Annotated in this window: 19 protein-coding genes; 15 read left to right on the forward strand and 4 right to left on the reverse strand. The window is 48.9% G+C overall.

Going from position 1 to position 17,966, the window contains the following annotated elements:
* Nucleotides 1–133 precede the first annotated feature (133 nt).
* Nucleotides 134–472 (forward strand): hypothetical protein, encoded by a 339-nt coding sequence (locus NTX75_15955; GenBank protein ID MCX5817707.1) that lies wholly within the window; start codon nucleotides 134–136, stop codon nucleotides 470–472.
* Nucleotides 473–693: 221 nt separating this feature from the next.
* Here the strand turns inward: NTX75_15955 and NTX75_15960 are convergent, their stop codons facing one another.
* Nucleotides 694–2,286, reverse strand: coding sequence for a DUF748 domain-containing protein (locus tag NTX75_15960; GenBank protein MCX5817708.1), 1,593 nt, complete (start codon nucleotides 2,284–2,286; stop codon nucleotides 694–696).
* Nucleotides 2,287–2,768: 482 nt separating this feature from the next.
* Between NTX75_15960 and NTX75_15965 the strand changes: the two genes are divergently transcribed.
* The 14 genes from NTX75_15965 (at nucleotide 2,769) to NTX75_16030 (ending at nucleotide 13,128) form a co-directional block, all read left to right on the forward strand.
* Nucleotides 2,769–2,990, forward strand: a complete 222-nt coding sequence (locus NTX75_15965) for a hypothetical protein (GenBank protein MCX5817709.1) — start codon at nucleotides 2,769–2,771, stop codon at nucleotides 2,988–2,990.
* 42 nt (nucleotides 2,991–3,032) lie between these two features.
* On the forward strand, nucleotides 3,033–3,509 hold the full coding sequence (locus NTX75_15970) for a hypothetical protein (GenBank protein ID MCX5817710.1): 477 nt from the start codon (nucleotides 3,033–3,035) through the stop codon (nucleotides 3,507–3,509).
* A 29-nt stretch (nucleotides 3,510–3,538) separates the two neighbouring features.
* Nucleotides 3,539–3,763, forward strand: coding sequence for a glycine zipper domain-containing protein (locus tag NTX75_15975; GenBank protein MCX5817711.1), 225 nt, complete (start codon nucleotides 3,539–3,541; stop codon nucleotides 3,761–3,763).
* A gap of 51 nt (nucleotides 3,764–3,814) precedes the next feature.
* Entirely contained in the window at nucleotides 3,815–4,717 is a 903-nt protein-coding gene (locus NTX75_15980; protein MCX5817712.1) for a cell wall-binding protein, read from the forward strand.
* Between the two features lie 214 nt (nucleotides 4,718–4,931).
* Nucleotides 4,932–5,630: a BON domain-containing protein gene (locus NTX75_15985; GenBank protein MCX5817713.1), complete on the forward strand. Its 699-nt coding sequence runs from the start codon at nucleotides 4,932–4,934 to the stop codon at nucleotides 5,628–5,630.
* Nucleotides 5,631–5,760: 130 nt separating this feature from the next.
* Nucleotides 5,761–5,910, forward strand: coding sequence for a lmo0937 family membrane protein (locus tag NTX75_15990; GenBank protein ID MCX5817714.1), 150 nt, complete (start codon nucleotides 5,761–5,763; stop codon nucleotides 5,908–5,910).
* Between the two features lie 12 nt (nucleotides 5,911–5,922).
* Nucleotides 5,923–6,144, forward strand: coding sequence for a DUF3185 domain-containing protein (locus NTX75_15995; protein MCX5817715.1), 222 nt, complete (start codon nucleotides 5,923–5,925; stop codon nucleotides 6,142–6,144).
* 20 nt (nucleotides 6,145–6,164) lie between these two features.
* On the forward strand, nucleotides 6,165–7,292 hold the full coding sequence (locus NTX75_16000; protein ID MCX5817716.1) for a DUF1207 domain-containing protein: 1,128 nt from the start codon (nucleotides 6,165–6,167) through the stop codon (nucleotides 7,290–7,292).
* A 51-nt stretch (nucleotides 7,293–7,343) separates the two neighbouring features.
* Complete coding sequence (locus tag NTX75_16005; protein ID MCX5817717.1) at nucleotides 7,344–7,862, forward strand: hypothetical protein; 519 nt, start codon at nucleotides 7,344–7,346, stop codon at nucleotides 7,860–7,862.
* A gap of 23 nt (nucleotides 7,863–7,885) precedes the next feature.
* The gene (locus tag NTX75_16010) at nucleotides 7,886–8,158 is read left to right on the forward strand and encodes a hypothetical protein (GenBank protein ID MCX5817718.1); all 273 of its coding nucleotides are present in this window, start codon (nucleotides 7,886–7,888) and stop codon (nucleotides 8,156–8,158) included.
* Between the two features lie 196 nt (nucleotides 8,159–8,354).
* Nucleotides 8,355–9,074, forward strand: a complete 720-nt coding sequence (locus NTX75_16015) for a lipid-binding SYLF domain-containing protein (GenBank protein MCX5817719.1) — start codon at nucleotides 8,355–8,357, stop codon at nucleotides 9,072–9,074.
* A 107-nt stretch (nucleotides 9,075–9,181) separates the two neighbouring features.
* The gene (locus tag NTX75_16020) at nucleotides 9,182–10,606 is read left to right on the forward strand and encodes a DUF3300 domain-containing protein (GenBank protein ID MCX5817720.1); all 1,425 of its coding nucleotides are present in this window, start codon (nucleotides 9,182–9,184) and stop codon (nucleotides 10,604–10,606) included.
* A 52-nt stretch (nucleotides 10,607–10,658) separates the two neighbouring features.
* Entirely contained in the window at nucleotides 10,659–11,624 is a 966-nt protein-coding gene (locus NTX75_16025) for a DUF2950 domain-containing protein (GenBank protein MCX5817721.1), read from the forward strand.
* A 106-nt stretch (nucleotides 11,625–11,730) separates the two neighbouring features.
* Nucleotides 11,731–13,128 carry a phospholipase D-like domain-containing protein gene (locus tag NTX75_16030; protein MCX5817722.1) on the forward strand — a complete coding sequence of 466 codons (1,398 nt, stop codon included), beginning with the start codon at nucleotides 11,731–11,733 and terminating at the stop codon, nucleotides 13,126–13,128.
* Nucleotides 13,129–13,163: 35 nt separating this feature from the next.
* Here the strand turns inward: NTX75_16030 and NTX75_16035 are convergent, their stop codons facing one another.
* From NTX75_16035 to lepA, 3 genes are all read right to left on the reverse strand, one after another.
* Nucleotides 13,164–14,558, reverse strand: a complete 1,395-nt coding sequence (locus NTX75_16035; protein ID MCX5817723.1) for a DHA2 family efflux MFS transporter permease subunit — start codon at nucleotides 14,556–14,558, stop codon at nucleotides 13,164–13,166.
* Between the two features lie 428 nt (nucleotides 14,559–14,986).
* Nucleotides 14,987–16,099, reverse strand: a complete 1,113-nt coding sequence (gene hemW, locus NTX75_16040; GenBank protein ID MCX5817724.1) for a radical SAM family heme chaperone HemW — start codon at nucleotides 16,097–16,099, stop codon at nucleotides 14,987–14,989.
* A complete protein-coding gene (gene lepA, locus NTX75_16045) occupies nucleotides 16,096–17,892 on the reverse strand; it encodes a translation elongation factor 4 (GenBank protein ID MCX5817725.1) in 1,797 nt (598 codons plus the stop codon). The genes hemW and lepA overlap by 4 nt, the downstream gene beginning before the upstream one ends.
* Nucleotides 17,893–17,966 lie beyond the last annotated feature (74 nt).

Consider the following 17,966-nt stretch of genomic DNA (forward strand, 5'->3'; position numbering starts at 1 on the left):
ATCTTTATCCATAGAACGACAATATCCTTGCAAATCCCCTAAAATACATCATATCTTTTTATGGTACGGGCACTGCTAAATATAATAATAAAGTTCGTAAAAGAATAAAGATAATGGAAAGGAGGAAGGATAGATGAAAACCAAAAAAGTATCCTTGGTCATATCGGTTTTGGGGTTGATAGCGCTCTGCCTGGTCACGGTTTCTCCTGCTCATGCCTATTCGATACTTGTGTATGGAAGGAAGAGTTGCGGCTTTACGCAGACCATGAGGCAGAACCTGGATAAAAATAAATATCATTATACTTACTATGATGTGGACAAGAATAAAGCGAAATTATCTGAGATGTGGGATAAAATACATCGCGGCTGTCCGTCATGCTCAAGCACCAGGCTACCGGTAATGGATCTTAACGGAAAGATACTCATAAGACCGTCTTTTGAAGAGGTAAAGAAGAAGATCGGCCATCCATAGATCCTGAATAAATGTGTTGGACACAAGGCAGAGGACCACGCCTTCAAGCGTTGATGAATGCATTATTATTTGCGCAGCGCGTGTATATATCAGTGCCACGGGCTTGCCCGCGGGAATCTATTACTGGGGCTTGCGTCGCCCCCTCCACCGGCAAAGCCGCCGGAGCCACCCCTTCTGCTCGCAGAAGCTCGCCTGATTCCCACGTACTTGCCCGCGGGAATCTATTCTTCCGGCTGACTCAATTTTTTTTCAAATCCCGGAATGATTGATTTGATGAATGCATTCCGGAGAAGGTTGATGAAAATCTCCCAGGTACTCGTGCCGGGACTTTCGAGAGTTCCGGAGACAGCGGCTCTGGTCGCCACCTCATTACGGGCTCTGTTTTCGAGAAGCTTTGATATGCCTCCCACCGTCCACACGTAGAGCGTATGGGAGAGGCTCTTCTCCTGTCTTGAACGACTGTCGTAAACCTTCATGTCTTTGAAGATGGGTTTTATGTAACCGTTCACTTTGTTATCTTTGATCGACAACTCCGAATAGAAGGAGAAGAGACCCGATTTGATATCAAAATTTCCGTAGACTCGGAAAAGATCGCTCATAGCCGGCATCTGAGTATTCTCAATAGCCACACTGACATTGAAATCAGGATTCTTCGTTTCCGGCCGGAAGGTGCCGGTCACTTTAGTATTGCCCGTTCCCATGAACTTGCCCTTCAATTCGAATGTTGCCGGACCCTCTGTGATCTGATTGCTGAAGTTTCTCAGGTTTGCTTCCATTTGATCGATAGAGAGGCGATAATTGGGCCGGGTCGTCCTGTTTACGTACCCGAAATTGCTTGCTTTGATCCTGAGCACCTCTATCCTGATCTTCGAGGCGGGCTCGTTACTCAGTTCTTTTGCCGTGCGCACAACCTGCCGGATCCTTTTCTTCTCCACGGCCACAGTTTGCGGAAGGTGGAGATAATCAACATCAGCCCCGTTAATGTCCAGATTCTTCAGGTTGACTGCAGTGATATGGGGGTTATATTCCAGAACTCCCTTTGCTGACAGAATTCCTCTTCGGATGGAAATATTACGGCGGGTCATAATCGGGTTGAAATAGCTCAAATCCATATCACTCAGGTCGATGCCCGCCTTGGCCCAGGGGTGAGGCTCTCCAAGAAAATTGGCATATCCGTCAACAGCGATTCTGCCTTTCTCGAAAATTCTTCCCTCCAGGTGGATGGGCGAAGGGTAGACATTGTCAGGATAATGGATATTCCGGATGTTGGAGGCCAGGAAATTGATCCTGTTCATTTGGAGTGGCTTGTAAGGTCCTTCATCCACATAGGTAACCTCCCCGTCATGGATTGTAAGTGCGTTTATCTTGAGGGGATATACGGACGCGAGGGCTTCCTGCCATCCTTTCTGTTTGAGGGGAACCTTGCTCTCCTTCTCTTTACGAACATGGGTTAAGTTGATGTAGAACTTCGGTCGGCTGAACGATAAATCACCCACCAGATGGCCGGTGAGCACTTCCCTCCAATGAACGCTTGCGTGAAGCCGGTTGATGTTCGCGATGGGCGGATTCGGATTGGCCTCCTGCACCAGAATCAGATTGTCAAGATCCAGAGAGAAGGCGAGGGGATGGAAATAAGCCTTTCCGATATGGACCGTATATCCCTTCAAATTACTATTGATCCTGTTCTCCATATACCGCCGCAGGGATTCACTGCTTATCAGATAAGAGAGTGCAACGATGCCCAGGATTACCGCGGCGATACTTGAGAGAACCCAGACTCTCCGTCTGCTTAAATGGAAAAAACTGCTATTCATGAAATGTCCCCAATTTTATTCCTTGAGTTCCGGTTTCAGAAGAAGACTGTAATCTCCATAGTCGGGACAAATTGCTATAGTATATCGACGTCCGCATGAATCCCCCATACAAGACGCACACCGGATTACCCGAGAGATACTACAAGGAATCTCTCCGTTCGACTGGAACGAATTGATACAGGAGCTTGCCGGTTATTGCTGCCTCTTTATCCTGTTTACATAATATATATAAGCACAATCATCGCTTTTGTCATAAATAATTTCTTGCGGAACAACTGTGCGGTGATAAGTAACATCTAAGTTGTCCTGCCTATAAATCAGTATTTTTATGCTCGGCTTTGCTTCATAACATCACCTAATCCCTGTAGCGAAAAAGATGACACGCTCATGCACAAAAGCGCTACAAAATAATTGTCGGTTCTGCGACAGACAAGAACGATTGCCTGTTGTATCCTGAATACAGAGGTAACAGGAGGTATAAGATGACGAACAAAATGAAACTGATCTTTGTTATTGCGGGCACTGTTTCCGCTGTCTTCTTTGTGCTGTGTACGCCGTTTGCCGTTGATATTGCCGACCAGGTACTCTCAGCAGTTGCGAATGCGCTCGGCCAGCATGAGGCGCCTACACTTTCTGCTCTGACAGTATTGGTAATTCCCGGTCTGTATATGTATCTTGCCTTCGGGCAGAGAAGATACCCATAGCTTAGACTTTTAGTACTTAAATAAGATAAGGAGGAACTATATATGAAGAAACAGAACGTATTGAGGATTTGTTTTGCAGTGGTGTTTTTGCTCGGGTTCATAGCCTGTTCTCTTAATGTGCTGGCTGAGGAGAAGACCCCCGCGCAAAAAGCGTACCAAAAAGGTCTTGAACAGGGGTTGCAGGATTCCCTGGGCATGCCGGTTCTGAAAGGAGATCTCTGGCAAAAGATGACGCGCGATTCCAAGGTGGCATTTATCTGGGGTTTTGGACATGTGGTGTCAATTGAGTATTACCTGATGGAGAAATACCCGGAGCTTAAAAGGGATAGTTTTGTATCGAAGGTTGTTGAGGGAATGGCTGATACACCCATGAATGAGGTTGTCGCCCGGGTGGACAGGTACTACGATATGCATCCGGATCAGATTGAAAAGCCAGTAACTAATGTGCTCTGGGACCTGATGATCAAGCCGAACATAAAAACGGGCATCGCTGGCCGTCCACTCAATAAGAAGCCATGAAAACGTTACAACTAAAAAGGAGATATGAAATGAAACGTATTGTAATTATTTTTGTTATGTTTGCTTTTGTTTTTACCTTTGTCGGATGTGCAGGAATGAGTAGAACACAACAGACTACACTGAGCGGGGCAGGCATTGGCGCTGTCGGCGGCGGCGTACTTGGCGCATTGGTTGGAGGAAGCCCTCTTGTTGGAGCAGCCATCGGTGCCGGTGTAGGCGGAGCCGCAGGCTACATAGTCGGCGAGCATAAGTAGGGGTATATCCGTATTCGGATATGCCTACTCAATAAAAAAGGAGAAAGTAAAATGAAAAAGACGTTTGTACGATCAATGGTTATTATGGTTATTATGGCAGTTTCTATGTTTTTCGCAGGTTCAGGTGTTGTGCAGGCGCAAGCGGCCGATGAAGCGGGGACCATGTATGTTGTCACGTATGGCAAGGGCATTATACTGACTTCGCCTGACAGCGAAACGTGGACTATTAGGAGTTACGGGGCTCAAGTACCTCTTGCCGACGTGGAATACGGTAACGGTACATTTGTGGCGGTGGGCGCCCGCGGTATGATCGTGACAGCCTCACAGGACGGGGCAACATGGACCATCCGGCAGTCCGGCGTCACCAGCGACCTCTGGGCCGTCAAGTATGCAAAAGCAAAAGGGATCTTCGTGGCAGTCGGCAGTGCGGGTACGGTCACCACTTCGCCAGACGGATACACATGGACCAAAAGGGCTAACTTGAGCCCCTATGCCATGAGGAATCTCGCCTACGGCAAGGATAATTTTGTCACCATCGGCGAGATGGGCTACATCTACAACTCACCGGACGGTATCAACTGGGTACGTCGGGGCAACCTGCAATTTACCGACCACCTCTTTGGAATGGCTTATGCTAAGGGAACGTTTACAGCCGTCGGGGCAAACGGGAGAATCATGACGTCGCCCGACGACGGAGTAACATGGACACAGCGTTATTCAGGAACGACAGAGTATCTCTCTGGTATCGCATATGGTAATCAGAGATTTGTAGCCGTGGGTGCATATGGCACGATCGTGACGTCGCCTGATTCATGGAACTGGACCACAGCAATCTCGGGTTCACAAAGCTGGCTTGGGGCAATTGTTCGTGCGGGTAAGAAATTTATTGCTGTCGGTACGGATGGCACGATATTAACATCGCCAGACGGGATAAGCTGGTCACCAAAACTCTAAAAGTAAGGGGAAATACAATCCCCGGAAATAGATTCCCCGGTTTACCGGGGGATCTATTTAAAAGGCGAATCACATGTTATGTACAATTGTAATACTGATAGTTCTGTGGCTGCTGGGACAGGCTCAAGCCCCAGTAATTGTAAGGAGGAATGCAATGAAAGTAATGTATCATGTAGCTTTGATGGTGGCTGTTGTCGCTCTGTTAGCGATCAGTGTGCCTGTGTGGGCGTCCGAGATGGATGACCGCATCGAATCATCCGCAAGGAAGTCCTATGTGTTCAAGACCTATCTTCAGGCTAATGATATTAAAATCCAGTCCATGGAGGGCGTTGTTATCTTAACGGGAACTGTCTCCAAAGAATCCCACAAGTCATTGGCCGTGGAGACCGTGGCGAGCTTGCCCGGGGTCAAGAGTGTGGACAACAGGCTGGAAGTCAAAGGGGAATCCCCCGCTGAGAACTCGGATGCGTGGCTCATGGAAAAGGTGAGAGCTACACTCGTGTTTCATAGGAGCGTAGACGCCGGTAGCACCAATATTTATGTTAAAGACGGCATCGTGACCCTGCGAGGTGATGCTGCCAGTAAGGCACAAAAGGATCTGACGACCGAATACACCAAGGATGTGGAAGGAGTCAAAGATGTAAATAATGAGATGATAGTATCCGGGGCTTCTGCAAAGCCAAAAACAACAGTAGGTGAAGATATTGATGACGCTTCCATCACCGCCCAGGTCAAGATGTCCTTACTCTACCATCGCTCGACCAGCGCCATAAACACTAAGGTAGAGACGAATAATGGTGTGGTCACATTGTATGGCAAGGCCAAAAACGCATCTGAAAAAGACCTGGCCGCCAAATTCGCCAACGACATAAGCGGTGTTAAAAACGTAAATAACCGGATGACCATCGAGTAGTCCAAATAGACTCCCGCGGCTTGCCCTGGAATCTAGGCTGCGAGCATAAGCGAGCATGAGGGGGAGGCTCCATTCAGCTTTTGCTGATGGAGGGGGCGACGCAAGCCCCAGTATTTGAAAGGAGAATCACATGTTATCGACGATTGCTGTAATACTGATAGTTCTGTGGCTGCTGGGGCTGGTGACCGGCTATACGATGGGTTATTTTATTCATATTCTACTGGTTGTTGCCATCATCGTCGTGCTGGTCAGAGTCATTCAGGGGCGACGAGTGTTGTAAGCGGGAGGTTCGATGAAACCAAAGATCATAATTGCGATCATGCTGATTGCCCTGGGAATCGCGGCATTCGCTTACCAGGGCATTACCTACACAACCAGAGAGAAAGTCGTTGATCTTGGCCCCATCCAGGTGACGGCTGAGAAAACTAAAACGTTGCCGCTGCCGCCCATTGTGGGGGCTATTGCGCTCGTGGGCGGCATCGTGCTGCTGGTTGCGGGAATAAAGAAAGACTGAAACGGAGGATCGAAGTGACCATGCTGATGTGTATCACTACCTGTCTCAATATTACCAGTTACCTGTGCGTCGCCTCTCTCTGCCTCATGCTCCTTTTCCCATCTTCCCCAGCGACGGCTGCGGACAGGGCCGGCGATGAATTTCTGACCGGTTATACTTCCTCCATCCTTGAGCGGGATTTACACTGGGAGAGAGGCAGCTATACTTTGAAGATTGTCAACGGGGCTGCCACGATTACCTTGTTTAAAGATGATCCGATGCGACGGGAGGCGGCCGACAAGCAGCTGCGCAATATCGACGGACTGCATGGGGTAACGATTGTTGTGAAGTCTGCAGACGCTGGCAAGCCGGGAGCAGTAAACAGGTTTATTGGGATAACCGGCGAAGGGGAAGCCTTTCCGGTGGGCGACCTGTTCCGGCCACTCATCGCCGACCCTAAGCAGCCACGGTTCTTTGTCGGCATCAACCGCTTCAAATCACCGGGTGGGCGGTACACCATGGCGTCAGTCGGCTTCGGAGAGACATTCGGCATGTACAGGTTCTTCGGCAGCCGTGAGGGAAACGGCCTGCAACTGAGCGTGGAAGGCGCCCTGTTCGCCCAGTTTAACATGGACACCTCTTCCTACGACCTCATCAACGCGGATTACACCATTGGTATTCCAGCTACCTACCGGTATGGCGACAATTCGTTCCGCTTCCGCATTTATCACCAGAGTTCGCACTTGGGGGATGAACTCCTCCTGAGTGCTAATCCTCCGGAACGGGTTAACCTCAGCTACGAAGCCATTGAGTTCATCTATTCCCGCGAATGTCGCGGATGGCGAGGGTACGGCGGAGGTGAGTACATGATACACAAGGAACCGGGTGATCTAAAACCAATGAGCGCCCACTGGGGGATCGAGTATCGCGGCAGCAAGCCGCTTGTGTGGAACGGCAGGCCGATTGGCGGGATGGACATGAAGAGCTTCGATGAGAATAACTGGGCCATCGATACCAGCGTCAAGGCTGGCCTCGAGTTCGGTCATCCCAACCCGGGGCAGCGTCGCCTGCGCCTCATGGCCCTGTGGTACAAGGGATTTGATCCGCATGGCCAGTTTTACAACAATAGAGTTGAATACTATGGCATGGAGATGTCTCTGGGATTCTGATGGAGTTTGTAGAGGTTAGTTAATGCGGCTTAAACCGCTAAGGAGTTAGAAATGAAAAAACGTATCTACGGAATTATTGGATTGGTCTTCCTTCTCGGGGCACTGATGCCCCTCGGTGAGATAAAAGAGACAGCCGCACAAGTGCAGGTCGACATCAACATAGGCCCGCCGCCGATTGTGGTTGCCGCGCCCCCGGCGGTGGTCATGGTTCCCCGCTCCAAGGTCTACTTCGTTCCCGACCCGCATATTGACGTCTTCTTCTACAACGGATACTGGTGGTCTCCACGCGGGAACCAGTGGTACCGCTCGAGGGCCTACAAAGGGCCGTGGGGGGTTGTGGAGCGGCGTTACGTCCCTGCCCCCGTACACCGTGTCCCCAGGGATTACCGGGTAGTGTACGAGAAGGAAAAGCACATCCCTTACGGGCAGTGGAAGAAACAATGGAAGAACCAGGCGAAAGCGGAGCGGAAAGAGGACAAGAGGGAGCAAAAAGAGAACAAAAAAGAGCAAAAGCAGGGTGGCGGACACGGTCAGGGCCAGGGCCAAGGACACGGTCAGGGCAAAAATTAGGCTGAACATGGAGGATCAAAAACATGCATCTCACTTATCGTCATGAATTAATGAAACAGACTCTACTGGCTCCAGATTATGCTGAAACAAATATGCCTTTTCATAGCGGGAATGGAAACGGAGAAGGCACTGTCAATGGCAGGGTACATAACATGCTCGCGTTAGCCTTCGTTTTCGATACGTGGTTAAAACCTCTGTCCTCACGGGCAGAAAGGCAAAACCCGAGTCCCATTCAGGAGCACGATCCTTATGTAGAGGGCTTGCTGCGATATCTCCAGAGCCAGAGAAGGGATTGAACATAACAGAATGTGGGCAATGCCATACAAATCGGAACATGTCAATGAAAATAATATAGTAACTACATTAAGGAGAGAAGAATAACGGTATTTAGAAGGGGAGATAGAAACTACATAGTTTAACAAGGCATATTCTGACCCTGATATGTTTACTATAAGAAGCCAAGGAAGATTCATAAAGAAAAAAGGAGAAAATATGAAGACAAAAAAATGTGGCTATTGGATTGTAAGAGGTTTGCTCATGGGAGCACTGCTTTTCGCCGTTTCCGGAATGGTTTCTCCGATCCGGGCAGATGATGCCAAGGACAGCACGCAACTGGTGGAAAAGGCGAGCATGACCCTGGAGAACTTTGTCAAGGCCCAGGAAATGGAGGCTTTTCGCAATCTCCTCAAGGATGCGAGAGGCGTCTTTATTGCCCCCCAGATTCTTAAAGGGGCCTTTGTCGTTGGCGTTTCCGGCGGCACCGGCGTCTTTGTGGTCCGTGACAGGAAAACGGGAACCTGGGCAGGACCAGCCTTTTACACGATTGGCGAGGCAAGTTTTGGTTTTCAGGCAGGCGGTGAGGCCTCTGAAGTGATACTCCTTGCCATGACCGACCGGGGCATCACGGCGCTCCTTGGGAACAGCGCCAAACTCGGCGTAGATGTCGGTATTGCCGTCGGGCCGGTCGGTATGGGAGCAGCAGCTTCAACGGCCAACCTCAGCGCGGATATTGTCACTTTTGCCAGTTCAAAAGGATTGTTTGGCGGAATTGCTCTTGATGGGGCCCTTGTAAAGGTGCGTAACGGATTGAATCAAGCCTATTATCATAAAAAGAAGATCACCCCTACCGATATCCTTATCCGGAAAACGGTCACTAATCCTCAGGCTGAAAGTCTGACCAAGGCAGTTGCCACGGCGGTGGAGGGAAAGTAGCGCCAGGGTTGATTAAACTAAGTCAGAGAGAGATTTGGAGTGGATCTGACAAATCTGTACCACCGTATGACGATTCAGTGAGTGGTACGTGAAAGAGAGGAAAAACGATGACCACAAAAATATGTATTAGGACATTGGTATGGTTACTTGTTCTGCTTATGGCAGTACCTCCTGGTGTTTTTGCCCAGAGTGGCGGTGTGTCTCCTGTGTTCAGGCAGGAACAGTTGGACCAGATGCTCGCCCCGATAGCACTCTACCCGGACTCACTGCTCGTTCAGATACTGATGGCTGCCACCTATCCAATGGAGGTTGTTGCGGCAAATCGTTGGGCCGCAGCAAACCGGAACTTGAGCGGAGACCAGTTCGCTATTGCCCTGGACCAGCAGGACTGGGATCCGAGCGTCAAGTCGTTGGTAAATTTCCCCTCAGTGCTGGGGATGATGGACCAGAGACTCGACTGGACGCAGAGACTGGGTGACGCCTTCTTAAGCCAGGAAGACCAGGTCATGGCCACGGTTCAGAAACTAAGGGCGGCGGCGCAGGCCCACGGTACGCTGCAAAACACAAACCAGCAAAGAGTGGTAACCCAGGGCCAGACTATTGTGATTGAGCCCGTCAACCCGCAGGTTGTATACGTGCCCGCTTACGACCCCATGGTCGTTTACGGTCCCTGGTGGTATCCCGCCTATCCTCCCTACCATTACTATCCGGTTGGAGCAGTAATAATGGGCGTCGGGATATCCTTTGGATTAGGCATAGCCATAGGAATCCCATGGGGTTATGCCTGGGGAGGTTTCGGGTGGAGCCACCATAACGTAGAGATCAATGTGTACCGGAACGCTAACTTCAACACTCATATTAACCGCACTATTTACGTCAATCGGTATGGCGATGGGGGGCATGGCACATGGCAGCACGACCCGATACACCGAAAAGGTGTCGTATATAGGGATAATGTTGTAGCCCAGCGGTACGGACAAGTGCCTAAGGGTAATCCTGATGCGAGACGTGACGTCAGAGGCCATACTCCGGACACTACGGGAATGTCAACGCAGACCCGGAACAAGGGGGACGTGCAGGAGCGTAGAGATGTTTCAGGGGTTAACCGGCCTCCGGTACAGAAAGACAAGAGTACTACCGCACGTCAGGCACCGCAACAGCAGAAAGCTCAGGCACCGCAGCAGCAGAAAGCACCCGCCGTTCTTAGCGGTGTCGGCAGCAGTGGCCGTGAGGTGAAGACACAGAGTGACCGCGGCCTTGCGAGCCGCCAGACTGTGATCACCCCGAAAGCCGGCCCGGCGCCCCGAAGCGGAAACGTAAGTCGTCCCAGCGGTGAGAAAGCAAACAAGCCGAGTGGTGCAAACGTAAGTCGTCCCAGCGGTGAGAAAGGAAACAAGCCGGGTGGTGCAAACGTAAGTCGTCCCGGGGGTGAGAAAGCAAACAAGCCGGGTGGTGCAAACGTAAGTCGTCCCAGCGGTGAGAAAGCAAACAAGCCGAGCGATAGAAAGCCTGCCGATGCAGGGCACCGTTGATGAGAGTGCGGCCAGAACCACTCACAAATATCCACTTGAGGAGGAATAACATATGATTCACATGGCTTCATATAAGAAACATATTTCGGTATATTGGTTCACTCCGGCGATTATCCTCGTTCTCATGATAACCCTCCTGGTTATTCATTCTCCTGCCAATGCTGCAGCTACCAGGCAGAAGTCTTTCTCGTCTCCTGAAGACGCGGTGCAAGCCATGGTCAGCGCATTAAAAAGTAATGACCAAAAAGTGCTCACGGCCATCTTCGGACGTGGTAGTAAAAACCTTATTTCTTCCGGCGACGAGGTTGCCGACAGAGAAAATCGTGAGCGTTTCTTAAGGTCCTATGAGGAAAAGAACAAACTGGACAGGGTGGGAGACAAAAAGGCAATACTCTATGTCGGAAACGAAGACTGGCCCCTTCCCATTCCTCTTGTGAAGAAGGGTAAATCATGGTTCTTCCACACCAAAAAAGGCAAGGAAGAGATCATTAACAGGAGGATTGGAAAGAATGAGCTTAATGTCATCCGGGTATGTATGGCCTATGTGGACACCCAGCGGGAATATGCGCTCAAGGATCGCGATGGCGACAAGCTTTTAGAGTACGCCGGCAAGTTTATAAGCGAGCCTGGAAAGAAAGACGGCCTCTACTGGGAGACAAAGGAAGGTGAGGAGTTGAGCCCTCTGGGACCTTTCATTGCGGCCGCCAGGGAGGAAGGTTATGCTACAAAGGGACCCGATGACAAACCTGTACCCTACCATGGTTACTATTACAAGATCCTTACGGCCCAGGGGAAGAGTGCTCCGGGAGGGGCTTACGACTATGTGGTCAACGGCAAGATGGTTGGGGGTTTTGCTCTTGTGGCCTATCCTGCCCGGTATGGAAGCTCCGGGATCATGACTTTTGTGGTGAATCAGGATGGTGTGGTTTACGAGAGGAATCTGGGGAAAACGACGGAAAAGATCGCACAGGCGATGGAAACGTTCGATCCGGACAAGGAATGGAAGAAGGTAGAATAAAAAGAGAACGGGGTGGCAGGCCTCGTTGTGGGGGGCGGAGTTCAGTGCAGCACGGTTGAAGGAACGCGGACGTGAATGAAGAAGTAATTTCTTGATGATATAGGAGATGAAAACAACCATGTTTTCCCTGCTGTTCTTTCTCTTAATTTCTATCTTAACCCTCAGCGGAGGATGTGCGACCCTGCCGAACGTTACTGAAACAATCCGCGAGGTGCCGGCTGCCCAGGAACCGCGTCAAATCGCTTCGGCCAAAGGACTGTTATCCCCCAAACAAAGCAAAGCCCTCATGGAACGATTGCAGCGATCTGTCAACGCGACAGACATGCTGGAACGTTATACTGCCGTAATAGAATCGGTGAGTGAAAGCCCGTTGACGAAGGGGAACAAAGTCGTGCTGCTCGTTGATGGTGCGGCCACCTATGCCGCCATGTTCAAAGCGGTAGAGAATGCCAGAGACCATATCAATCTCGAAACGTTTACCATGGAAGAGATTGAGGATGACACGGGTCGCAAGTTTGCTGATCTGTTGTTGCAAAAGCAGGCGGAAGGGGTGCAGGTGAATCTCATCTACGACAGTGTAGGCAGCTACACTACTCCCGCTGCATTCTTTCAGCGCTTGCGCGATGGGGGGATACAGGTTGTAGAATTTAACCCGATAAATCCTCTGAAGCACCGCGGAAAATGGCGTCTCGCCATATCGGACCATCGTAAAATTTTGATTGTAGACGGCAAAGCTGCCATTACCGGGGGCGTTAACATCAGCCAGGTTTATTCAAGCAGCCTTTCCGGAAGGGGAGAAGAGAAAGGGGCGCAGATGCCATGGCGTGATACGGACGTTCACATCGAAGGCCCTGCCGTGGCTGAGTTCCAAAAACTTTTTCTTGACACGTGGCAGAGGCAGAAGGGTGCGACACTCCCCGACCGGAACTATTTCCCCGATCAGAAGGAAGAGGGAAATACTCTGGTGGGAGTGCTGGGCAGTGCCCCGGGAGAGGCCAACAGGCTCACTTTCATTATGTATGTGGCCGCCATCACGTTTGCCGAGAATTCGCTCCATATGACAAATGCCTATTTTGTCCCTGACCCCCAGACGGTAGAGGCTCTCACCGATGCTGCAAAGCGCGGTGTTGATGTAAAGATTATTCTTCCCGGAACAACCGATTCTTCCCTGGCCCAATATGCAGGGCAATATCATTATTCCGATCTTTTGAAATCGGGGGTGAAGCTATACAAGCGCCGCAATGCTTTACTCCACGCAAAAACTCTGGTCATTGACGGGATCTGGTCGACAGTGGGCTCCACCAATATGGACTCCTGGAGCTTTTCAAGCAGTGACGAGGTGAACGCGGTTATTCTGAGCCGCGAGTTCGCTATTGCAATGGAGAAGGTGTTTGCCAGGGATCTTGCGGAGTCCGACCATGTTCGATGGGAAGACTGGGAAAGGAGGCCTTTGTTCCTCAAGATCAGGGAGTGGTTTTCGCATCTATTTGCCCACTGGTTGTAGGCTGTCGTCGAAAATGGGTTTGTTTAGGTTGTGATTCAAGTGGAACCTGGGTGGGCGCTAATTGGTTTTTCTCCTGAGAAAAACATCAGCATCACCGAGGCGATAAAACAAAAAACTCCCCCGGCAAAAAAAGCAGTTCTAAAGCCATCAACCGGCACTTTAAACTCGGAATAAATCGTCTCCATGACAGCAATGCCCATTGCCATAGCGATGTTCATTACTGTATTAAATACGGCTGACACACTGCCCCTGTTTATATCTGAGGCAAAACTCATAATGCAATGATTAATCGGTACGAAGAACATGCCATAGGAAGCAGCAAGCATGATAAGATAAATGACGACACCCACGAGTCCGGTGCCAAAGTCAGCCGCGAACACAAAGCCGGTAATCGAGGCAAAAAACATCGCGAAAGCGGATATCTTATTCGAAGGAACCTTACCGGAAAGGCGGCCGGCGTATAAACCTATTGGGATATAAACTACGGAAAATACCATTAATAGAAAACCTATCTGCTCAGGGCTTAATCCCTGTTGGGTTAGATAAAAAGGTAAAAGAAAATTCCCACCAAAAAACATCAGAAACCCAATTATGGTAGATAGAAGCACTATCGCAAATGCTCGCGTGCTAAAAAGCGACATGTCCAAAAGCGGATTCTTGCATTTTTTCTCCACAGCAAAAAAAGCGACAAAAGAGATAATGGAAAAAAGTTCACAAGCTAATATTATAGGAGAAACCCAACCATGTTCGCACCCCATGTTCAACGTATAAACCAATAAAAATAAACCGGCGGTTGATAGTATGAGTCCGGTAATGTCTAACCCTTGTCCCGGTGTTTTTTCCGGGCCTGCTACATCAGGGATTATCTTGTGACAAAATATTATGGCTATTATACCTGCAGGGAGATTGATCAAAAATATCCAGGGCCAACTAAAATGGCTGATGATCAAGCCTCCCGCTACCGGACCCAGAAGGACACCTAAAGCTGCAGACGTCGTCATAATCGATAAACCCCACCCAACTTTCTCGCGTGGTAAATACAATAGAATAGCGGCATAGGCGCTTACCAGCATCATCGAACCACCAAGACCCTGCACAGATCTAAAAACTATTAAGGACCAGAAATTCGGGGATATGCCGCATAGGAAAGAACTTATTGTAAAAATAATCATGCCCAGCAAATAGATGCTCTTAAGCTTGAATTGATTGCACAGCTTGCCAAACAACATCACTGCTGAAACCTGGGAAAGGACATACGACAAGGCAATCCATGAAGCCTGGCTGACGCTTATTTTGAATACATTAACAAAAGTAGGCATAGCTAAATTGACGATATAGGCATCAAAGCGCACAAAAAAGATGCTCAGAGCCAAGGCTATAACGGTAAGAATGTAATCCTTCTTAAAGTCCGTCAAATTAGAGTTTTTCATTATTTTTCTCTACTGCCCCAATGATGTTCTATAATTCCTGCAAAAGAGGGTAGCCGAGCCGTTACAATAAGTGGTTGGCCAAGCACGCCACATCGTATGAGGCTACCCCATAGGGATAGGATACCACTCAGTGAAAAACTGTGCAAGGAATTACGAATGAAACACCGGTGTCAACAGTAATGAAAAAACCTTTATTGAGAATGAATCTTTACAAATAAACTTACCACATGCAACATTCACTGTGAATGTAATTGTTGAAATCTCCGTAAAGTCAATAACTACGCTGTTTAACACGATTTCTCTTTTGAAACTTTCTGACGAGATTCAGATGGCAATCTTGTAACTCAAATTCCGTGAACCCCTGAACCCTTTTTCCTATTACAAGATACGTTCACGATTCACAGTTTACGACCATCCAGTATCCAGCATCAATCACAAAACATCAACGGAAGATGGTCTGCTATAAGGTAACCTTTTTGGGTGGGGATTATTCTGTTGTTGCGAATTGTCACAAGGCGAGATCGTTTTGCGCGCACGAGGGTTTCATCAAGTGAAGGTTTACCGCTTACATCGCCGAGGGCAACGCCCCGTTTTGTTCTGAAACCAAGGAAGAGGCGTTCCAGCCATAATTGCTCAGGCGAAAGTGTTTCAAAACCATCAATAGGTTTTTCTCCCCTGGTAAGCGCCTCACAATATTTTTCCACAGACCTGTGATTCCACCAGCGCATGCCATCTTTGAAAGAATGGGCGGCAGGGCCAAGCCCGAGACAAGGTATGTGCTGCCAGTATTTTTTGTTATGGCGCGATTCATATTTCTGAGTTCTGGCAAAATTGGATATTTCATAATGGATAAAACCGTTTGATTTCAAACGATTTGACGTTAAAAGGAATAATTTTCTTTCTTCGCATTCACCTGCGAGGCGGAGCTTCCCTTCTGCCTTTAATTGCCCGTATGGGGTTCTTTCCTCAAGGGTGAACTGATAACAGGAAAGATGGGTCGGCTCAAAGGTTAATGCATACTCCAGGGTTTTTGTCCATGTATCCTCTGTCTGGCCCGGCAGCCCGTACATGAGGTCAATACCATAATTTTTAAAACCGGATGACCTGACAAGATCGATAGCCTTTTCTGCAACAGATGCAGTGTGCCTCCTTTTCAGAAAAAGGAGTTCCTCATCATTAAAAGACTGGACGCCTATGCTTATCCTGTTCGCCCCGAGAGATTGCAGGAATACCAGTTTATCTGCTGTAATATCATCCGGGTTTACCTCAATAGTAATTTCCGTATTGTGAGCGAATGCAAAATGTGTCAGGAGGGTATTCATGAGGGTTTCCATTTGCCGGTTGCTGAGAAGGGATGGTGTCCCGCCCCCGAGATAGAGGGAATCAAAGGCGCTGAATTCTCCCTTATACAGGGCCGCCTCCTTCTGAAGGGCCTCAAGCCATGAATCCATTAAAGAAAGGTCTGTTATTGAGTAGAAATCGCAATAGGGACATTTGGTTTTGCAGAAGGGGATGTGAACATAGAGGCCTGGGCGCTTCACTCTGTATCGGTTTTCAGTACCGCCATGAAGGCGCTCTGGGGGATTTCTACCGAGCCTACCACCCTCATCCGTTTTTTTCCCTTTTTCTGTTTTTCCAGGAGTTTCCTCTTTCTTGAAATGTCCCCGCCGTAGCATTTGGCGGTTACATCCTTCCGGAATGGCGTAATGGTTGAGCGGGAGATAATTTTCCCTCCGATGGCGCCCTGAATCGCTATTTTGAACTGCTGCCTCGGTATTTCTTCCCTGAGGCTGTCACACGCCTTTACTGCCCGCTCCCTTGAGCGTTCACGATGAATGATCATGGACAGTGCATCAACCTTTTCGCCATTTACAAGGATATCGAGTTTTACAAGGTCACTCTCTCTGTAGTCAATAATCTCATAATCAAATGAACCGTATCCCTGGGTAATACTCTTTAACTTATCGTAAAAATCAAAGATCACCTCTGCAAGGGGCATATCGAAGGCGATCTCAACCCTCCCTGTCGTAGGATAGTTCAAACGCGAATTCACCCCGCGCCGCTCCATGCAGAGCTTCATCACCGCTCCCACGTAGCGCTCAGGTATCATGATACTTGCCCGTATAAAGGGCTCTTCACCCTTTTCTATTTCTGTAGGGTCAGGATAATACGTGGGGTTGTCTATCGTAACAACGCTTCCGTCAGTAAGATAAAACCGGTATTGAACACTCGGTGAAGTCATGATGATAGACTGGTCAAACTCACGCTCAAGGCGCTCCTGGACAATCTCAAGGTGAAGCAACCCGAGAAACCCGCATCTGAAACCCTGACCGAGGGCTGCTGAGGAATCTTTTTGATATATGAGCGCTGCATCATTCAATTTATATTTTTCGAGGGCATCACCGAGCGACAGGTAGTCATCAGAGGCAATAGGATAAATAGACGAAAAGACAACAGGCTTTACCTCCACAAATCCTGGAAGCAGATTCGGAGCCGGATTTGTGTCAAGGGTAATCGTGTCGCCTATCCGCGTATCACTCACTGTCTTTATGCCTGCAATGAGATAACCGACTTCGCCTGCAGAAAGTTCTTTCTTTGGCTCCATCTTTAGCTGAAAGATGCCGACCTCTTCGACTTTGTGCGTTGTGCCCATAGCCATGAGCCTGATGATATCGCCCTGCCTGACAACCCCGTCAAAGACACGGCAACTCACAATAGTGCCCCGGAATGAATCGTACTGTGCGTCAAAAATCAACGCAGTCAATGGTTTTTCAGTGTTCTCCGATGGCGGTGGTATCCGTTCAACGATGGCTTCAAAAATATCTTCAATACCTGTCCCTTCTTTTGCAGAGCAGAGTAATGCCAGCTCAGCGTCAAGGCCAAGCTCGTGTTCGATTTCGTCTTTCACACGATCAATATCAGCGGAAGGGAGGTCTATCTTGTTGATGACAGGGATGATGACAAGGTTATGCTCCATAGCAGCATAGAGATTGGCAAGCGTCTGGGCTTCAACGCCCTGAGAGGCATCAACAAGAAGGAGCGCCCCTTCGCATGACGCAAGCGCACGGGACACCTCATAGGAAAAATCCACATGCCCCGGCGTATCGATGAGGTTCAATTCAAATTCCTCACCGCTTTTGCTCGTATAAGGCAGGTTAACCGTTTGACTTTTGATGGTAATGCCTCTTTCTCTCTCAATATCCATATTGTCCAGAATCTGGTCACGGAACTGCCTTGCATCAACGAGGTTTGCATGCTGGATGAGACGGTCGGCAAGCGTGGATTTTCCGTGGTCAATGTGGGCAATAATGCTGAAATTTCTAATTTGTTTCATAACGCTGTATTATTTAACCTATAACTCACAAGAGGTAAATAGTTTTCAAACAGCTCTGTTATTTTTTAGTTGTA

Source organism: Pseudomonadota bacterium, from assembly GCA_026388315.1.
Classification (GTDB): domain Bacteria; phylum Desulfobacterota; class Syntrophorhabdia; order Syntrophorhabdales; family Syntrophorhabdaceae; genus MWEV01.